Genomic DNA, 18015 nt, shown 5'->3' with positions numbered 1-18015 from the left:
TTTTTTAAATAACTCGTTTTAAAATACCGTTTCCTTTCCCTATTTTGCAATTACTTTACAGAAACTTACTATGCAAAAAGTTACCCGATTATTCGATTTTCCATACTACCAAATGGAAAAACTCCCCCTCGAAAAGGCATTGGTCACCAAAAAAAACGGCCAATGGGTAGCAACCTCAACAAAGGAATATATTGATAAAGCCAATGCGGTGAGCCGCGCCCTTCTGCGGATGGGCGTAAAACCCAATGACAAAATTGCGGTCATCTCCATGACCAACCGCACCGAATGGAACATTGTGGACATCGGCATCTTGCAATTGGGAGCGCAAAACGTGCCCATTTATCCCACTATTTCGGAAGAGGATTATGAATACATTTTAAATCATTCTGAGGCAAAGTATTGTTTCGTTTCCTGCGAAGAGGTATTGGAAAAGGTACTGGCCATAAGCTCCAATCTCACCAATTTGGAGGAAATCTACTCCTTTGATGAACTGAAAAATTGCAAAAATTGGACAGAAGTTTTGGAACTCGGGGCAGATGATTCCAACCAAGATGAAGTGGAGAAGTTGAAAGCCGAGGTGAACCCCATGGATTTGGCCACCTTGATATACACTTCGGGGACGACAGGAAGGCCAAAGGGCGTAATGCTGTCACATAATAATATTGTATCCAATGTCATTGCCAGTGAAGTTCGCGTACCTTTTGAGGCGGGAGGAACCGCACTTAGTTTCCTTCCCGTTTGCCACATTTTTGAGCGAATGATATTGTACCTCTATCAATATTGTGGTATCGAGATCCATTTTGCCGAGGGATTGGACAAAATCAGCGACAACATCAAGGAAGTCAAACCAGATGTGATGACCGTGGTTCCACGATTGCTGGAAAAGGTATATGATGCCATTATCGCCAAAGGTGCCCAGCAGAAAGGCATTAAAAAAAAGCTTTTCTTTTGGGCCGTTGAACTTGGACTCAAATTTGAGCCTTATGATGCCAACGGTTGGTGGTACAAATTTCAATTGGGCATTGCCCGAAAATTGATTTTTAGCAAGTGGCAAGCTGGCCTTGGTGGAAATCTTTCGTGTATGGTGTCCGGTAGTGCTGCCCTTCAACCAAGATTGGCACGGGTTTTTGCGGCCGCTGACATGCCTGTCATGGAAGGGTATGGCCTTACCGAAACTTCACCCGTGATTTCGGTTAATGACCAACGCAATAAAGGTTGGAAAATAGGTACGGTGGGTAGAATCATTGACGATGTGGAAGTGAAGATTGCCGAAGATGGGGAAATCCTTTGCAAAGGCCCCAATGTAATGATGGGCTACTACAAAGACCCGGAAAAAACGGCAGAGGTCATGACGGGGGATTATTTCCATACCGGTGATATTGGTGAAGTGGATGCAGACGGTTTCCTTAAGATTACCGACCGTAAAAAAGAGATGTTCAAAACCTCGGGCGGCAAATATGTCGCCCCCCAATTATTGGAAAACCGATTCAAGCAATCCCGTTTTATTGAACAGATCATGGTTATAGGCGAAGGTGAAAAAATGCCCGCCGCTTTGATTCAGCCTAATTTTGACTTTGTTCGTGAGTGGGCCAAAAGACATCGGGTTGCGATTGGAGAAAACTCGGATTTGGTCAAAAATGAAAAGGTCATAGCCCGTTTTCAGGAAGAAGTGGACCTCTCCAATGAGGACTTTGCCAAATGGGAAAAAGTAAAACAGTTTCGGTTGACCCCAGATACTTGGAGCGTGGAAGAGGGACACCTTACCCCTACCATGAAGCTAAAGCGGAAAATTGTGAAGGAGAAATATTTAGACCTTTACAACGACATTTATGGGCATTGATATTCCCAATGGCATTCTAAAATCATAAGCCTAAAGTAACAATCTAACCTACTTAACTTTCATAGGGTATTTTGTTGTAATTTATTATGCATGCATAATAAAATTTCCTATATTTGAAAACACCAAACCTGTTCCATGAAAGATTTGACCATTGATTATGCTTTGAGAGCCACATGGCAAGCCGTCAGCAAAATGTACAATGAAGAGGCCAAGAATTACGGAGTTACCATGGCCATTGGCTTTACGCTCTTGAGCATTGACCCAAAGCAAGGCACTCCAAGTACTGCGTTGGGGCCCAAAATGGGAATGGAGTCCACAAGTTTATCCAGGATCTTAAAAAATATTGAGGAAAAGGGATTTATCCAACGAAAACCAAACCCCAAAGATGGCAGGGGGGTATTGATTCACCTCACCGCCCTGGGTCTGGAAAAAAGAAAGGAATCCAAGGACGTTGTGCTTCGCTTTAATGAAGTGGTCAAAGAACACGTTTCCGAAGAGGATTTATCCGGTTTTTTTAAGACTGTGGATATCATCAACAAACTGATTTCAGATAAGAAAGTTTACATAAAAACAACTAATTAAAACAAACATACATCAATGAAAAGGCATATCAACAAAGTTGCCGTTATCGGTTCTGGTATCATGGGAAGTGGCATTGCATGCCATTTTGCCAATATCGGGGTCGAGGTTTTATTGCTGGATATTGTACCAAGGGAACTCAACGACAAGGAAAAGGCCAAAGGGCTGACCTTGGAGGACAAAGTTGTTCGAAACCGATTGGTGAACGACGCCTTGGCCACAGCACTAAAATCAAAACCCTCCCCTATTTACCATCAAAAATTTGCAAACCGAATCACTACCGGAAATCTGGAAGATGACATTTCCAAAGTTTCCGAAGTGGACTGGATTATTGAGGTGGTCGTGGAACGGTTGGACATTAAAAAACAAGTTTTGGAAAACTTGGAAAAACATAGAACGCCCGGCACCCTCATTACTTCCAATACCTCCGGTATTCCCATTAAGTTTATGAGCGAAGGGCGAAGCTTGGATTTCAAGGAACATTTCTGCGGAACCCACTTTTTTAACCCGCCACGGTATCTAAAGCTTTTTGAAATTATCCCCGGACCTGAAACGTCCCCGGAAGTATTGGAATTCCTGAACCGCTACGGCGAACAGTATTTGGGCAAAACTTCCGTGTTGGCCAAGGACACCCCGGCCTTTATTGGGAATCGAATCGGGATTTTCAGTATTCAGAGCCTTTTCCATGCTGTGAAGGATTTGGGAATGACCGTTGAGGAAATTGATAAACTTACCGGACCTGTCATTGGCAGACCGAAATCGGCTACGTTCCGTACTGTGGATGTAGTGGGGTTGGACACTTTGGTGCATGTTGCCAATGGCATCAGTGAAAATTGCACGAACGATGAACGCCACGAAGTCTTCCAATTGCCTGATTTCATCAAAACCATGGTGGACAACAAGTGGTTGGGGAGCAAGTCTGGGCAAGGTTTCTACAAAAAAGTACAGGGCGACGATGGCAAGAGCGAAATCCTAACGTTGGATTTGGACACGATGAATTATCGCGCCAAAAAAAGTGCAAAATTTGCCACTTTGGAGCTTACCAAGACCATTGATAAAGTCATTGATAGGTTTCCGGTGTTGGTGGATGGCAAGGACAAGGCCGGTGAATTTTACCGAAAAAGTTTTGGAGCATTGTTTGCCTACGTCACCCATCGTATTCCCGAAATCACGGATGAGCTTTACAAAATTGATGATGCCATGAAAGCCGGATTTGGATGGGAACACGGCCCATTCCAGATTTGGGATGCCGTAGGACTGGAAAAAGGTTTGGAATTCATCAAAGCCGAAGGATTGGAAGCTGCCCCTTGGGTGGCCGAAATGAAAGCAGCTGGGATTGATTCATTCTATTCCGTGAAAGACGGGGCCACTTATTTTTATGACATCCCCACAAAGGCCATGGAAAAAGTTCCAGGGCAGGATGCCTTTATCATTTTGGACAACATCCGTAAATCCAAAGAAGTATTTAAGAATAGTGGTGTGGTCATCGAGGACTTGGGCGATGGAATTTTGAACTGTGAATTCCAATCCAAAATGAATACCATTGGCGGTGATGTCCTCGCCGGATTGAACAAAGCCGTTGATTTGGCCGAAAAGGATTTTCAAGGATTGGTGGTCGGAAACCAAGCTGCCAATTTCTCTGTTGGAGCCAATATTGGTATGATATTCATGATGGCCGTGGAACAGGAATATGACGAACTGAACATGGCCATAAAATATTTTCAGGACACCATGATGCGAATGCGGTATTCCTCCATCCCCACCATTTCAGCACCACATGGCATGTGCCTGGGGGGTGGTTGTGAGCTTTCCATGCATGCCGACAAAGTGGTCGCAGCCGCAGAAACCTATATTGGATTGGTGGAGTTTGGCGTTGGGGTCATTCCCGGTGGCGGTGGTTCCAAGGAAATGACGCTTCGGGCATCCGATACTTTCAGGAAAAATGATGTGGAACTGAATGTGCTGCAAGAGTACTTCCTCACCATCGGTATGGCAAAAGTGTCCACTTCGGCTTATGAAGCCTTCGATTTGGGCATACTCCAGAAAGGAAAAGATGTAGTGGTCGTGAATAAAGACCGTCAAATTGCTACCGCCAAGGCTTATGCCCAATTAATGGCAGAAGCAGGATACACCAAACCCATACAACGAAAAGACGTGAAAGTCCTTGGTAAACAAGCGCTAGGAATGTTCTTGGTAGGAACCGATTCCATGGAAGCGGGTCACTATATTTCGGAACATGACAAGAAAATAGCGAACAAACTGGCCTATGTCATGGCCGGTGGAGACCTCTCGGAAGCTAATTACGTTTCAGAACAATACTTGTTGGATTTGGAGCGCGAAGCATTCCTTTCGCTATGTACAGAACGAAAGACTTTGGAACGCATTCAACATATGTTGAAAACAGGGAAACCACTAAGAAATTAGATTTTGGACATATGGCTAAAAAATATAAAGGTAAATACCGAATCGATACAACCCGAGCCAAATGGTGGGACTATAGTCAAAACGGGACTTACTTTATTACACTAAACACGCTTAATAGAGAACGTTTTTTTGGAATTATAAGCAAAGGAAAAATGAACTTGTCAAATATTGGAAAAATAGCTCAACATTGTTGGGAAGAAATCCCAAATCATTTTCCATTTGTCAATCTTGGTGCCTTTGTTATTATGCCCGACCACGTACATGGCATACTGAACATCAATAAAAAGAAGAAGGTTGATAAATCAGAAAAACAATACTCAACCAACACTTTTGGGCCGCAATCAAAAAACCTCGCATCAGTTATCCGAGGTTATAAAATAGGCGTAACGAAAAGCGCTCGTAAGACTGTTTCAAACTTTACTTGGCAAAGTAGGTATCACGATCATATAATAAGAAACCCTTTTGAATACAAACGTATTGAAAACTATATCATAGACAACCCCAAAAACTGGGTGAATAGTTAAAACCTCAACAACCAGCTGAATTGGAAAGCCGCAAAATATTGCGGCTCAACTAATCAGAAACTAAAAATATAATTATGAGCAAGACTGCATATATCGTAAAAGCATACAGAACCGCAGTGGGGAAAGCTCCACGAGGTTTGTTCCGATTCAAAAGACCGGATGAACTGGCAGCTGAGACCATCGAATACATGATGAAGGAATTGCCCCAACTCGATAAAAAACGCATTGATGATGTCATTGTGGGGAACGCCATGCCAGAAGCCGAGCAAGGCCTGAATATGGCCCGACTCATTTCCCTAATGGGATTGGACATCGAAGATGTTCCCGGGGTAACGGTCAATCGTTATTGTGCCTCTGGATTGGAGACCATTGGCATTGCTACTGCAAAAATTCAATCTGGAATGGCAGATTGCATCATTGCTGGCGGTGCCGAGAGCATGAGTTACATTCCCATGGGTGGCTACAAGCCCACCCCGGATTATGCCACGGCCAAGGAAGGTCATGAAGATTATTATTGGGGTATGGGCCTTACCGCAGAGGCTGTGGCCAAACAATTCAAGGTTTCGCGTGAGGATCAGGATGTGTTTGCCTATAATTCCCACATGAAAGCATTGAAGGCCCAAGAGGAAAATCGATTTCAGGACCAAATCGTTCCCATTGAGGTAGAACACACCTTTGTGAACGAAGCTGGTAAAAAAGAGACCAAGAGCTATACCGTCAACAAGGACGAAGGACCAAGAAAGGGTACCAACATCCCCACTTTGAACAAATTGAGACCCGTTTTTGCTGAAGGTGGCAGCGTTACGGCCGGTAACTCATCACAAATGAGTGATGGAGCAGCATTTGTGTTGGTGATGAGCGAAGAAATGGTGAAGGAATTGAATCTGGAACCCATTGCCCGTTTGATCAACTATGCTGCAGCCGGAGTTGAACCACGAATCATGGGAATCGGCCCGGTAAAAGCCATTCCAAAGGCATTGAAGCAAGCTGGAATGAAGCAAAACGATGTGGAACTCATTGAATTGAACGAGGCCTTTGCTTCGCAATCCTTGGCCGTTATCCGTGAATTGGGCTTGGACCCGGAAATGGTCAATGTAAATGGCGGAGCCATCGCTTTGGGCCATCCATTGGGGTGTACCGGAGCTAAGCTATCCGTCCAACTTTTTGATGAAATGCGAAAACGCAATATGAAAGGAAAATATGGAATGGTAACCATGTGCGTGGGAACAGGTCAAGGAGCGGCAGGGATATTTGAATTCTTTAACTAAACTTCAGAAAATAGATTAGAGAGTAAAGAAAAAAGACTTATCAAAATGGCAAAAAGGCATAACTATAAAAACTTGAAAATATGGCAACTTGGCCTTGATATTGCCAATAATATTTCTGATGTTCTGATGAAATTTCCAAAGCATGAAAGATATGACTTATGCTCCCAGTTGAGCAGATGTTCGATTTCTATACCAAGTAATATTGCCGAAGGTTCAGCCAGAACAGATAAGTCATTCAAGATTTTCATTGATTATTCGCTTGGTTCTTCCTTTGAATTGGGTACCCAGCTTTTAGTAGCGAACCATAGAAATTATATCGATGGTGAAACTTTGAAACTTCTTGAAAATAAAATAGAGGAGTGGCAAAGAATGACCATGGGGTTTCAAAACAACCTTGAATAAAAATCTCTTGTCTCTATTCTATTTTCTTTTCTCTAAAACAATAAAAACATGAGCACAGAAACAACAAACAAAGACATATTGAGAGGTGGCCAATTTTTGGTCAAGGAAACCAATTGTGAGGACATTTTCACATTGGAAGACCTCAACGAAGAACAAAAAATGATGCGTGAAAGCACCAAGGAATTTGTAGATCGGGAGCTTTGGGCGCACTGGGAACGTTTTGAGAAAAAAGACTACGCCTATACCGAAGAATGTATGCGAAAAGCTGGTGAACTGGGGCTTTTGAGTGTTGCGGTTCCTGAAGCTTATGGCGGAATGGGAATGGGATTTGTCTCCACCATGCTGGTATGTGACTATATTTCAGGGGCCACGGGTTCGTTTAGTACGGCGTTTGGCGCGCACACAGGGATTGGGACTATGCCCATCACCCTGTATGGGACTGAGGAGCAAAAACAAAAATATGTTCCAAAACTGGCTTCGGGCGAATGGTTTGGTGCCTACTGTTTGACAGAACCAGGAGCGGGTTCCGATGCCAATTCAGGGAAGACCAAGGCCGTTCTCTCCGAAGATGGAAAATACTACAGCATCACGGGACAGAAAATGTGGATTTCCAACGCAGGATTCTGCAATATGTTCATTGTTTTTGCCCGAATCGAAGATGATAAATACATCACCGGATTTATCGTTGAAAACGACCCGGAAAATGGCATTTCCTTTGGGGATGAAGAAAAGAAACTGGGCATCCACTCCTCCTCTACCCGTCAGGTATTCTTCAACGAGACGAAAGTTCCTGTCGAAAATATGCTGTCTGAGCGAGGTAATGGTTTCAAAATTGCCATGAACGCCCTCAACATTGGTAGAATCAAATTGGCTGCGGCCTGTTTGGAGGCACAAAGACGTGTCCTTAATGAGGCGACCAAATATGCCAATGAACGGGTGCAATTCAAAACGCCCATCATAAACTTTGGTGCCATCAAAGCTAAGATTGCCGATATGGCCACCAATGCCTATGTGGATGAATCCGCCTGTTACCGAGCTGCCAAAAATATTGAGGACAGGATAGCCATTCGCGAAGCCGGAGGCAACTCCCACCAAGAAGCAGAGCTTAAAGGTGTTGAGGAATATGCCATTGAATGTTCCATATTAAAAGTGGCCGTTTCCGAACACGTACAACACACCACCGATGAAGGCATCCAAATTTTTGGAGGGATGGGCTTTAGTGCCGATACCCCCATGGAATCCGCTTGGCGTGATGCCCGTATTTCCAGGATTTATGAAGGAACCAACGAAATCAACAGAATGTTGTCCGTGGGTATGTTGGTAAAAAAGGCCATGAAAGGTCATGTGGATTTACTGGGGCCAGCCACAGCCGTTGGAGAGGAATTGATGGGCATTCCGTCTTTTGATACTCCAGATTTCTCGGCATTGCTTTCCGAGGAAAAAGATATGGTTGCCCGTTTGAAAAAAGTGTTCTTGATGATTGCTGGTAAAGCCGTTCAAAAATATGGCCCAGATTTGGAAGAGCACCAAATGCTATTGATGTCCGCTGCTGATATTTTGATTCAAGTGTATCTGGCAGAATCCACCATCCTTCGTGCCGAGAAAAATGCAAAACGATTTGGTGAGGATGCACAAGCGGCTCAAATAGCCATGGCCAAACTCTATTTGTACAGAGCCGTGGATATCGTCAGCCAAAAAGGAAAAGAAGCCATTGTTTCCTTTACTGAGGGTGATGAACAACGCATGATGCTCATGGGACTAAAACGTTTCACGAAATATACAAATCAACCCAACGTTGTGGCACTCCGCACCCAGATTGCGGACAAGGTAGCTGCGGATAATGGGTATACCTTCGACTAATTCAAATAATGCTGAAACAAAGCTAATTTTGGAAACCGTCTCTGTTGAGGCGGTTTTTTTGTTTGCCTCAATACATGATATACTGATGTCAGGTCGAGCGCAGTCGAGACCTTATTGAAATTTCACATGTTAAAGACCTCCCGACTGCCTGACCGTCCGGCAGGTGGGCGCTTGAGGTGACATAATTTTCTGTATTGAACCCAAGTCAACTTATCGACTCCAAAATCCGTTCCTCACTTCGTTTTCGGGAGAAGTTGATGGCACACTCGATCAGAGCCAAATGCGAATAGGCCTGCGGGAAATTCCCCAACAATCGCTTGGTCTTAAAGTCAATATCCTCACTAAAAAGCCCCAAATGATTGCTGTAGCTCAACAAACGCTCAAAATGTTCCAAGGCTTTCTCCTCTTCCCCAATTTTAAAGAGACTATTGATGAACCAAAAGGTACAAATGGTAAAAGATGAGGAAGGAAGCCCAAAATCATCTTCATTTTTATAACGGTACAACAGCCCATCATTGCTCAGACCTTCCTCAATGGCACGTACCGTATTTACAAATTTTGGGTCTCTGGCATGGATAAAACCGTAGGATTCCATCAACAGCACCGAAGCGTCCAAATGTCGGGAACCATAACACTGTACAAATGCATTGATATCGCTGTTCCAAGCGTTATTATGGATATCCTCCTTAATTTCCTGTTCCAGTGCGGTCCATTTTTCAATTTTATGGGTCTTTCCAAAAATTTTGGCCACTTTTATGGCTCGGTCCAGAGCCACCCAGCACAGCACCTTGGAAAAGGTGAAATGCTTGTCCTCTCCTCTAAATTCCCAAATCCCTTTATCTGGCTCTTGCCAGTGTTTGCCCACAATCCAGACAATTCCCTTGGTAATGCTCCAAAGTTCTTCCCCATTTTCAATATCAGTGCTGAATTTCATCAACTGTTCATAGATCACATCCATCAAAATGCCGTAAATGTCATTTTGACGTTGTTTATAAGCAGCATTCCCAACCCGGACAGGTTTGGAACCCTTGTACCCATCCAAATGGTCCAAAGTTTTCTCGGTAAGGGTCTTTTCCTTATTGATGCCATACATGATCTGGAGTTTTTCATCCTTATCGGGCATCAAATCAATAATAAACTGCAAATATCGTTTGGCTGAATTCTTGTGGCCCAATTCAGAGACCACTTTTATAACCATGGAAGCATCCCTGATCCAACAGAAACGATAGTCCCAATTACGCACTTCGCCAATGGTTTCTGGCAAAGAAGTGGTGGCCGCGGCCAAAACGGCTCCTGTTTTATCGTAGGTGAGTAGCTTAAGGGTAATGGCACTTCTAATGATTTGCTCCCCAAATCGATGATAATTGGGGGTTTTATCCGCCCAATCCAGCCAATATACCTTGGTCCTTTCCAGTTCCAAGGCCATTTTATCGGTGGTGGCTTTCAAAATTTTTTCATTGTAGCAAATCAAAAAGTAGCCGTCTTGGGTAAGGGTTATCTCACTCCCATCCAAAATGGCATTTTTATCAAAGGAAGTATACAAAAATAAGGTGTCGTATTTCTGTTTATGGGTAAGGCTCGCTATAAAATCCTTTTTCACGTAGTGCTTGGTCTGGCCAAGTCCGTACTCAAGTCTGGGGTCGTACTTTACACTGAATTTTGGTTTTCCAGAAACAAATTTGATGTACCGTACAATTTCAGGTGGGGCATTGTATTTTCCATTATTGAGCTTGTGATGCCTGGGCATAAAGTCATGCACTTCAAAGATATCCTCTCCGTTGGAAAAACGAGTGATCAATATAGCCGTGTTGGGGTGATACTTTTGGTGAACACTGTACCCTTCATCCAATTTGAACCCAAAACTGCCTCCTTTTTCTTCATCCAATATCTTCGCAAAGACCGAGGCAGAGTCAAACTGGGGCAGACAGCACCAATCCAATGAACCTGCTTTTGAAATCAAAGCGGCCGTTCTACAATTTCCAATAATTCCGTAATTCAAGTTGTCCATAGGTCAATTTTCCTCAAAAGGTTTCTTATGAATTGGTTTTAAGCCCGAATTTCCCGAAATTTAAAGAAACAAAAAACTAAAATCTGACAAAAGCATCCTTTTATGGGCAAAACTATCATAATCTCAAATCGACTACCCGTTCAATTGCAAATTAACAATGGAAGTATTGATGCAGTGCCAAGTGTGGGTGGGCTGGCCACAGGTATGAAATCCGTACACAGTGGCGGTGAAAGTTTATGGATTGGATGGTCTGGACTTACCGATGAAGACATCCCCCCGGAACTTGAGGGTGATATTGACGAGGCCCTTAAAAAAAATGGGTGCTCCAAGGTAGGACTCAATGCCCAAGAAATTGATGGCTTCTACTATGGTTTTAGCAACAGAACGGTATGGCCCCTTTTCCATTATTTTTTGGAATATTCGGAGTTTGAACTCGAATTTTGGGATACGTACAAGTCCGTAAACCAAAAATTCGCGGATGCCATTATTGAAAACTCGGACGACGACGATACCATTTGGGTGCATGACTACCAGTTGATGTTGGTGCCGCAAATGGTACGGGAAAAACGCCCGGACACTACTATTGGATTCTTTTTGCACATTCCATTTCCTTCCTACGAAATTTTTAGGACCATTCCATGGCGGGAAGAAATTTTGGAAGGATTGTTGGGCTCAGACCTCATCGGTTTCCATACCTATGACTATGAAAGACATTTTCTAAGTTCGGCTCGAAGGCTTCTGGGGCTGGAAGTCAGCTTCAATGAGATTTTTATGGACAATCGTATCATTAAGGTGGATTCATTCCCCATGGGGATCGACTATAAAAAGTTCAAGGAGGCTGCCATGTACCATGATCAAAATAAAAAGGGCGGGCAGAGCGACCTTCAAAAACGATTGGACAGTCATAAGGCTTCGGCACCGGACACAAAACTGATTCTCTCCATAGACCGATTGGATTACAGTAAGGGTATCGCCAAGCGACTCAATGCCTTTGAATATTTCCTGAAAAAATATCCAGAATACAAGGAAAAGGTACGGCTGATCATTCTTGCCGTTCCTTCCCGATCTAATGTTCCCCAATACCAATTGCTGAAAAAAGAGATAGATGAACTGGTTGGGCGCATCAATGGGGAACTGTCCACGGTAAACTGGACACCCATTTGGTACTTTTACCGTTCCTTACCTTTTGAAAACCTCATCGACCTGTACACCTTCAGTGATATTGCGTGGTTGACACCACTGCGTGATGGAATGAACTTGGTGGCCAAAGAGTACATCGCCACGCGAACGGACAAGACGGGGGTCCTCATTTTAAGTGAAATGGCAGGCTCTGCGTATGAGATGAACGAAGCTCTTTTGATCAATCCCAATAATTTTGAAGAACAGGCCGATACCCTGAAGCAGGCCATTAACATGCCCGTGGAGGAGCAAATATCTCGAAATACCTTCCTGCAAAATCGTTTGGAGCGGTACAATGTGGAGGTTTGGGCCAATGAATTTATGAATTCCTTGAACCAAAAAAAGGAGCTGGGCCATGCCTTTATCTCCCAAAAAATTACGGAGGATCGTTTAAAGAAAATTGCCAAAGAATACTCCGAGGCCTCTAAACGTCTCTTGTTCTTGGATTATGACGGTACGCTGTCCGGATTCCACAAAGACCCCCAAAAAGCGTCTCCCGATGAGGAATTGTATGAACTTTTGGATCAACTGAACAGTCAGGAAAACACAACCTTATTTTTAATAAGCGGAAGGGACAAACAGACTTTTGGCCGATGGTTTCTCCCTAAAAAGTACAATATGATAGTGGAACACGGCGTGTGGATATCCAAGAATGGGGAGGATTTTAAGATGCTGGAAAAAGTAAAAGGGGAATGGATGGAAAAAATACGTCCTGTTTTGGAATCGTTCGTGGATCGTACCCCGGGCTCCTTTATTGAGGAAAAAAACTATTCCCTGGCTTGGCATTACAGAAACACGGACCCGGATTTCGGGAATAAAAGAGCCACTGAATTGAACACGGTATTGACAAGCTTGATCGGTAATGATGACATTAGTGTCCTCAATGGAAACAAGGTCATGGAAGTAAAGAGCAGCAACGTGAACAAAGGACGGGCCGCTACGCGGATGCTAAATGAAGATGAGTACGATTTTGTGTTTGCCATTGGCGATGATTGGACCGATGAATTCATGTTTCAAGATCTTCCGGATTCGGCCATTACGGTAAAAGTGGGTTTGAAAAAAACCCAGGCCAAGTACCATGTTGAAAACACCAAAAGGGTAAGGGAACTTTTAAAACGGTTTGCAAAACCATGACATCCAAATTAATTACACTGTTGTGCCTCTTCACCGTATTCCATATGAGTGGGCAGGCAAATACCGAGGTCTATCTTTTTGACCTTGGCCTGAACAGTGGAAATCCAGTTTTGTCCAATCCAAAAAATATCTCAAATAACGAAGGGTATGACAACCAGCCTTCATTTTTGGACGACGATACCGTGTTATTTTCCTCTACAAGGGAAGACCAAACCGATGTTCTACGCCTCAACATCAATGAAGGCAGTACCACGTCATGGGTGACCAATACCCCTATTGGAAGCGAATATTCACCGCTTAAAATTCCGGGAAAGAATGCCATATCGGCCATTCGATTGGATTTGGACGGACTGCAACGCTTATACGAATATGATTTGAAAACGGGAAAGTCCACTCCAATCTCAGATCTTAAAATAGGATACCACGTTTGGTACAACGATCATGTTTTGGTTGCCACGGTCTTGAGAGAAAATCGGATGGATTTGGTGGTGATCAACCTTAAGGATAACACCAATACCACTTCACAAAGGAATGTGGGAAGGTCACTGCACAAAATTCCGGGAACAGATCTGGTTAGTTATATCAGCAAGGAAAACAAAACTTGGGAAATTAAATCCTTGAATCCTATGTCAGGAGCTACCAAAAAAATTACGGACACCTATAAAAATGAAGAGGATGTCTGTTGGTTGGACAAGAACACGCTGGTAACGGGCTCTGGGAAATCCATTCTAACCTATGACATACGGACTGAGGTTGCGTGGGATCCCGTTATCCGTTTTGAGCAAGAAGAAATCAACAATATTACCCGAATCGCCATCAATACCTCCAAAACCCGGTTGGCTTTTGTGGCCGAGGAATCACCAAGGACCATTGTTCAAAAACAGCTTGAAGCCTACAATGCACGGGATATTGAAGCATTTATGGCAACCTATTCAGAAAATATCAAACTCTACCATTACCCCAACAACCTCTTTTTGGAAGGTCAAGCAAAAATGAGGGAGCACTACAGAACTTTTTTCAAAAGCACTCCGGATTTATATTGTGAAATCAAAAATAGGATTGTCATTGGCAATAAGGTAATTGATGAAGAATACGTTACGGTCAATGGTTCAAAAATCAGTGCCGTGGCCATCTACGAAGTAGAAAAAGGCAAAATTGTGAAGGTGACCTTTATTGATTGAACGTAATTCCCAATTAGGCCTATTGGGTTTTTACTTTGGCCCTTTTTTGCTACTTTCATGCGCTATAACTATTCAAACCGCAACAAAATGAAACGTCTTTTCCTAACCCCGATTTTTATGGTACTGGCATTAAGTCTTTGTCAGGCCCAAAACGAAGTTGAAAACCCTTCCATTTCCATTGCCATGATCGCATCGGACATGGACACCTCTTACGATTTTTACACCAACATTATTGGTATGGTTGAAACTGGAGGTTTCAGTATTGATGAATCTTTCGGTAAAAAATCTGGTTTGACCGGAGGTGCGCCCTATGATGTGAAAATCCTAAAACTTGTTGATGACCCGCATTCCACAGAATTCAAATTGGCATCCTTTGGCAATCCAAAGGTCGATGCCGGAAACGTCATACAAGACAAAAATGGCCTTCGATACATAACTATTTACCTTAAATCAACGGAGGGTGTATGGCAACGCATCAAGGATAACAACATTAAAACCTTGGGGGATACTCCCTTGCAATTGCCCAACGGAAAAACTTTTATTCTAATCCAAGATCCCGATGGGTTGTTCATTGAACTCATCGGAAACTAAACCGTACCCATGAAGAAATTTCACATACTGCTATTTGTACTTTCGAGCATTCCCGTGCTCCAGGCACAAACGGATACACGTTTGTACGATATCATCAACTCCGTATCTGCGGAGCGCATTGAAAAAGATGTGACCAAACTGGCCAATTTTGGTACGAGGCACACTTTGAGTGATACCGTTTCACAAACTCGTGGAATTGGAGCGGCCCGTCGTTGGATAAAATCTGAGTTTGAAAATATCTCCACAGCCTGCAATGATTGCTTGGAGGTTTTTTATCAAAAGGATTTGATCAAAAAAGGTGACAATGCCCGAATCGTGAAGGATGTTTGGGTGGTGAATGTGGTGGCCATTAAGCGTGGCACCAAATACCCCAATCGGTTTATTATTATGAGTGGGGATATTGATTCCAGGGTGAGCGACCCCACAAACTATACTTCAGATTCACCCGGGGCCAATGACAATGCCAGTGGAATGGCAGGAACCATCGAAGCTGCACGAGTATTATCCAAATACGATTTTGAAAGCAGCATTATCTTTGTTGGGCTTTCCGGAGAAGAACAAGGGCTTTACGGTGGTAAGGGATTGGCCGCTTATGCCAAGGAAAACAATTGGGATATTGTTGGGATTCTCAATAACGATATGATAGGCAACATCACCGGGGTGGATGGCGTTGTCAGTAACCGTGATTTCCGAATTTTTTCTGAACCTGTTCCCCCAACCGAAACCGAGGAAGAACGGAATGCAAGACGCTTTTACGGTGGTGAAGTGGATGGCATCTCCCGTCAATTGGCGCGATATGTTTACAAAACCACAAAAACCTATATGCCCGAAATGAATCCCATGCTCATTTACCGTTTGGACCGATTTGGCCGGGGAGGGCACCACAGACCGTTCAATGATGCAGGTTTTGCCGGCATCCGAATCATGGAGGCCCATGAAAACTACACCCAACAGCATCAGGACATTCGAGTGGAGGATGGCATTGCGTATGGTGATGTTTTGGAGCATGTAAACTTTGAATATGCCAAAAAACTGACTTCGGTGAATGCCATTAACCTGGCCTCCATAGCTTGGGCTCCCCCTGCCCCAGAAACTGTGGAAATAGGGGGTGTTGTGGAACCCAACGCCAAGCTTAGATGGAGCAAAGTGGATGGTGCTGAAGGATATAAAATTTACTGGCGGGACACCACTTCACCTACTTGGGACAATTTCAGATATGTTGGCGATGTGACCGAACATACCTTAAAAGGTATTGTCATTGATAATTTTTTCTTTGGGGTAGCGGCTGTTGGCAAGGACGGCCATGAGAGTCCTGTGGTTTTCCCGAACAAAGTTTTTAGATAGAAAATGCCAATCATCATTCAATCAAAAATGAACATCATTATTAATACTACATGAAACAATTTCTTATTACAGCATCATTTATAGTGGGCATATTGACTGCCAATGCCCAAAATTTTACCCGTCAAGACAGCTTGAGGGGCAGTATAACCCCAGAACGGGAATGGTGGGACTTGAACTATTACGACCTGCATGTGAAAGTGGAACCAGAGAAAGAGTTTATTTCTGGGCACAATGTGGTTAGATATAAAGTCCTAGAGGCCTCAGATGTGCTTCAAATCGACCTGCAAGAGCCCATGCAGATAGCATCTATCACCCAAGATGGCAAAAAATTGAAATTTACCTCAGAAGGGGCTGCCCATTTTATCAAACTAAAGAAAAAACAGGTGCCGGGGGAATTCAATGAAATCAAGATTCAGTATTCCGGAAATCCTAGAAAAGCGGTACGGGCACCATGGGATGGCGGTTTCTCATGGAAAAAAGATTCGGAAGGCAATCCGTTTGTGGCCACATCCTGCCAAGGATTGGGTGCCAGTGTTTGGTGGCCCAACAAGGACCACATGTACGATGAGGTGGACAGTATGCGCATCAATGTAACGGTTCCCAAAGATTTGATGGATGTTTCCAATGGAAAACTGGAAGGTGTTACTGAGGATGGGGACTTCAAAACCTATCACTGGTTTGTTGCCAATCCCATCAATAATTATGGGGTCAACGTAAACATTGGAAACTATGTTCATTTTGGTGAAAAATATGAAGGTGAAAAAGGCACGTTGGATTTGGACTATTACGTACTTCCCGAAAATTTGGAGAAAGCCAAGAAACAATTCGTGCAGGTGCCCATGATGCTTCAGGCCTTTGAATATTGGTTTGGCCCCTACCCTTTTTATGAAGATGGGTTTAAATTGGTGGAAGTTCCCTATTTGGGTATGGAGCACCAGAGCTCGGTCACCTATGGAAACCAATACGCCAATGGGTATTTGGGTCGAGATCTATCTGGTTCTGGTTGGGGACTTGAGTTTGATTTTATCATCATCCATGAGGCGGGCCATGAGTGGTTTGCTAACAACATCACCTACAAGGATATTGCAGACATGTGGATTCATGAAGGATTTACCGCCTATTCCGAAAACCTGTATTTGGATTACCATTTTGGAACAAAAGCCTCTTCCGAATATGTGGTCGGTACCAAAGCCAATATACAGAACGATATTCCCATTATTGGCCCGTATGATGTCAATACCAGTGGTTCTGGGGATATGTACTACAAAGGCGCCAATATGCTGCACACCTTACGTCAACTTATTGAGGATGATGACCTTTGGCGAAAAATCCTAAGGGGATTAAATGCCGATTTCTACCATCAAACCGTGACCACAAAGCAAATAGAGGATTATCTCAGTGAAAAAACAGGAAAGGACCTCACGGCTTTCTTCAATCAATTTTTACGGACCACCATGATTCCCAAATTGGAATATAAAGTGGAAGGTGACTCCATTACCTATCGTTATGTGGATGTTGTTGCGGATTTTGATATGCCCATTCGTGTATTTGTGGAAGGTAAGGAACACTGGCTTTTTCCCAATTCGGAATGGAAAACTGAAAAGCTAAACGGGGCCAACATGGTTTTTGACGAGAATTTCTACATTGAAACCGAAAAACAATAGCCTTCAAAACCCTGAAT

13 protein-coding genes are annotated in these 18015 nt (G+C 43.5%); 12 read left to right on the top strand and 1 reads right to left on the bottom strand.

The window, feature by feature from the left end; genetic code table 11:
- Nucleotides 1–70: 70 nt before the first annotated feature.
- The 7 genes from A7D14_RS10580 (at nucleotide 71) to A7D14_RS10550 (ending at nucleotide 8897) form a co-directional block, all read left to right on the top strand.
- The gene (locus tag A7D14_RS10580) at nucleotides 71–1840 is read left to right on the top strand and encodes an AMP-dependent synthetase/ligase (RefSeq protein ID WP_067033982.1); all 1770 of its coding nucleotides are present in this window, start codon (nucleotides 71–73) and stop codon (nucleotides 1838–1840) included.
- 135 nt (nucleotides 1841–1975) lie between these two features.
- Nucleotides 1976–2422: a MarR family winged helix-turn-helix transcriptional regulator gene (locus tag A7D14_RS10575; RefSeq protein ID WP_067033980.1), complete on the top strand. Its 447-nt coding sequence runs from the start codon at nucleotides 1976–1978 to the stop codon at nucleotides 2420–2422.
- A 15-nt stretch (nucleotides 2423–2437) separates the two neighbouring features.
- Nucleotides 2438–4843: a 3-hydroxyacyl-CoA dehydrogenase/enoyl-CoA hydratase family protein gene (locus tag A7D14_RS10570; protein ID WP_067033977.1), complete on the top strand. Its 2406-nt coding sequence runs from the start codon at nucleotides 2438–2440 to the stop codon at nucleotides 4841–4843.
- On the top strand, nucleotides 4774–5367 hold the full coding sequence (locus A7D14_RS10565) for a transposase (protein WP_255307436.1): 594 nt from the start codon (nucleotides 4774–4776) through the stop codon (nucleotides 5365–5367). The genes A7D14_RS10570 and A7D14_RS10565 overlap by 70 nt, the downstream gene beginning before the upstream one ends.
- Nucleotides 5368–5441: 74 nt before the next feature.
- Nucleotides 5442–6635 (top strand): acetyl-CoA C-acyltransferase, encoded by a 1194-nt coding sequence (locus A7D14_RS10560; protein ID WP_067033973.1) that lies wholly within the window; start codon nucleotides 5442–5444, stop codon nucleotides 6633–6635.
- 45 nt (nucleotides 6636–6680) lie between these two features.
- Nucleotides 6681–7037 (top strand): four helix bundle protein, encoded by a 357-nt coding sequence (locus A7D14_RS10555; RefSeq protein WP_067033971.1) that lies wholly within the window; start codon nucleotides 6681–6683, stop codon nucleotides 7035–7037.
- Between the two features lie 48 nt (nucleotides 7038–7085).
- The gene (locus A7D14_RS10550; RefSeq protein WP_067033970.1) at nucleotides 7086–8897 is read left to right on the top strand and encodes an acyl-CoA dehydrogenase family protein; all 1812 of its coding nucleotides are present in this window, start codon (nucleotides 7086–7088) and stop codon (nucleotides 8895–8897) included.
- Between the two features lie 205 nt (nucleotides 8898–9102).
- Here the strand turns inward: A7D14_RS10550 and A7D14_RS10545 are convergent, their stop codons facing one another.
- Nucleotides 9103–10905: a glycoside hydrolase family 15 protein gene (locus A7D14_RS10545; protein ID WP_067033969.1), complete on the bottom strand. Its 1803-nt coding sequence runs from the start codon at nucleotides 10903–10905 to the stop codon at nucleotides 9103–9105.
- A gap of 102 nt (nucleotides 10906–11007) precedes the next feature.
- Between A7D14_RS10545 and A7D14_RS10540 the strand changes: the two genes are divergently transcribed.
- The 5 genes from A7D14_RS10540 (at nucleotide 11008) to A7D14_RS10520 (ending at nucleotide 17998) form a co-directional block, all read left to right on the top strand.
- Nucleotides 11008–13218, top strand: a complete 2211-nt coding sequence (locus A7D14_RS10540; RefSeq protein WP_067033968.1) for a bifunctional alpha,alpha-trehalose-phosphate synthase (UDP-forming)/trehalose-phosphatase — start codon at nucleotides 11008–11010, stop codon at nucleotides 13216–13218.
- The gene (locus tag A7D14_RS19660; RefSeq protein ID WP_083158058.1) at nucleotides 13215–14399 is read left to right on the top strand and encodes a nuclear transport factor 2 family protein; all 1185 of its coding nucleotides are present in this window, start codon (nucleotides 13215–13217) and stop codon (nucleotides 14397–14399) included. The genes A7D14_RS10540 and A7D14_RS19660 overlap by 4 nt, the downstream gene beginning before the upstream one ends.
- A gap of 87 nt (nucleotides 14400–14486) precedes the next feature.
- On the top strand, nucleotides 14487–14990 hold the full coding sequence (locus A7D14_RS10530) for a VOC family protein (RefSeq protein WP_067034051.1): 504 nt from the start codon (nucleotides 14487–14489) through the stop codon (nucleotides 14988–14990).
- A 9-nt stretch (nucleotides 14991–14999) separates the two neighbouring features.
- Nucleotides 15000–16334, top strand: a complete 1335-nt coding sequence (locus A7D14_RS10525; RefSeq protein ID WP_067033966.1) for a M28 family metallopeptidase — start codon at nucleotides 15000–15002, stop codon at nucleotides 16332–16334.
- A gap of 50 nt (nucleotides 16335–16384) precedes the next feature.
- Nucleotides 16385–17998 carry a M1 family metallopeptidase gene (locus A7D14_RS10520; protein ID WP_067033964.1) on the top strand — a complete coding sequence of 538 codons (1614 nt, stop codon included), beginning with the start codon at nucleotides 16385–16387 and terminating at the stop codon, nucleotides 17996–17998.
- Nucleotides 17999–18015 lie beyond the last annotated feature (17 nt).

This window comes from Allomuricauda sp. CP2A, from assembly GCF_001683915.1.
GTDB lineage: Bacteria > Bacteroidota > Bacteroidia > Flavobacteriales > Flavobacteriaceae > Flagellimonas.
This window is presented reverse-complemented; position numbering and strand designations above follow the sequence as displayed.

Bases quoted from the DNA above. Each gene is read 5' to 3' on its own strand.
- A7D14_RS10580 (WP_067033982.1), top strand. From the start codon at position 71: ATGCAAAAAGTTACCCGATTATTCGATTTTCCATACTACCAAATGGAA.
- A7D14_RS10575 (WP_067033980.1), top strand. From the start codon at position 1,976: ATGAAAGATTTGACCATTGATTATGCTTTGAGAGCCACATGGCAAGCC.
- A7D14_RS10570 (WP_067033977.1), top strand. From the start codon at position 2,438: ATGAAAAGGCATATCAACAAAGTTGCCGTTATCGGTTCTGGTATCATG.
- A7D14_RS10565 (WP_255307436.1), top strand. From the start codon at position 4,774: ATGTACAGAACGAAAGACTTTGGAACGCATTCAACATATGTTGAAAAC.
- A7D14_RS10560 (WP_067033973.1), top strand. From the start codon at position 5,442: ATGAGCAAGACTGCATATATCGTAAAAGCATACAGAACCGCAGTGGGG.
- A7D14_RS10555 (WP_067033971.1), top strand. From the start codon at position 6,681: ATGGCAAAAAGGCATAACTATAAAAACTTGAAAATATGGCAACTTGGC.
- A7D14_RS10550 (WP_067033970.1), top strand. From the start codon at position 7,086: ATGAGCACAGAAACAACAAACAAAGACATATTGAGAGGTGGCCAATTT.
- A7D14_RS10545 (WP_067033969.1), bottom strand. From the start codon at position 10,905: ATGGACAACTTGAATTACGGAATTATTGGAAATTGTAGAACGGCCGCT.
- A7D14_RS10540 (WP_067033968.1), top strand. From the start codon at position 11,008: ATGGGCAAAACTATCATAATCTCAAATCGACTACCCGTTCAATTGCAA.
- A7D14_RS19660 (WP_083158058.1), top strand. From the start codon at position 13,215: ATGACATCCAAATTAATTACACTGTTGTGCCTCTTCACCGTATTCCAT.
- A7D14_RS10530 (WP_067034051.1), top strand. From the start codon at position 14,487: ATGAAACGTCTTTTCCTAACCCCGATTTTTATGGTACTGGCATTAAGT.
- A7D14_RS10525 (WP_067033966.1), top strand. From the start codon at position 15,000: ATGAAGAAATTTCACATACTGCTATTTGTACTTTCGAGCATTCCCGTG.
- A7D14_RS10520 (WP_067033964.1), top strand. From the start codon at position 16,385: ATGAAACAATTTCTTATTACAGCATCATTTATAGTGGGCATATTGACT.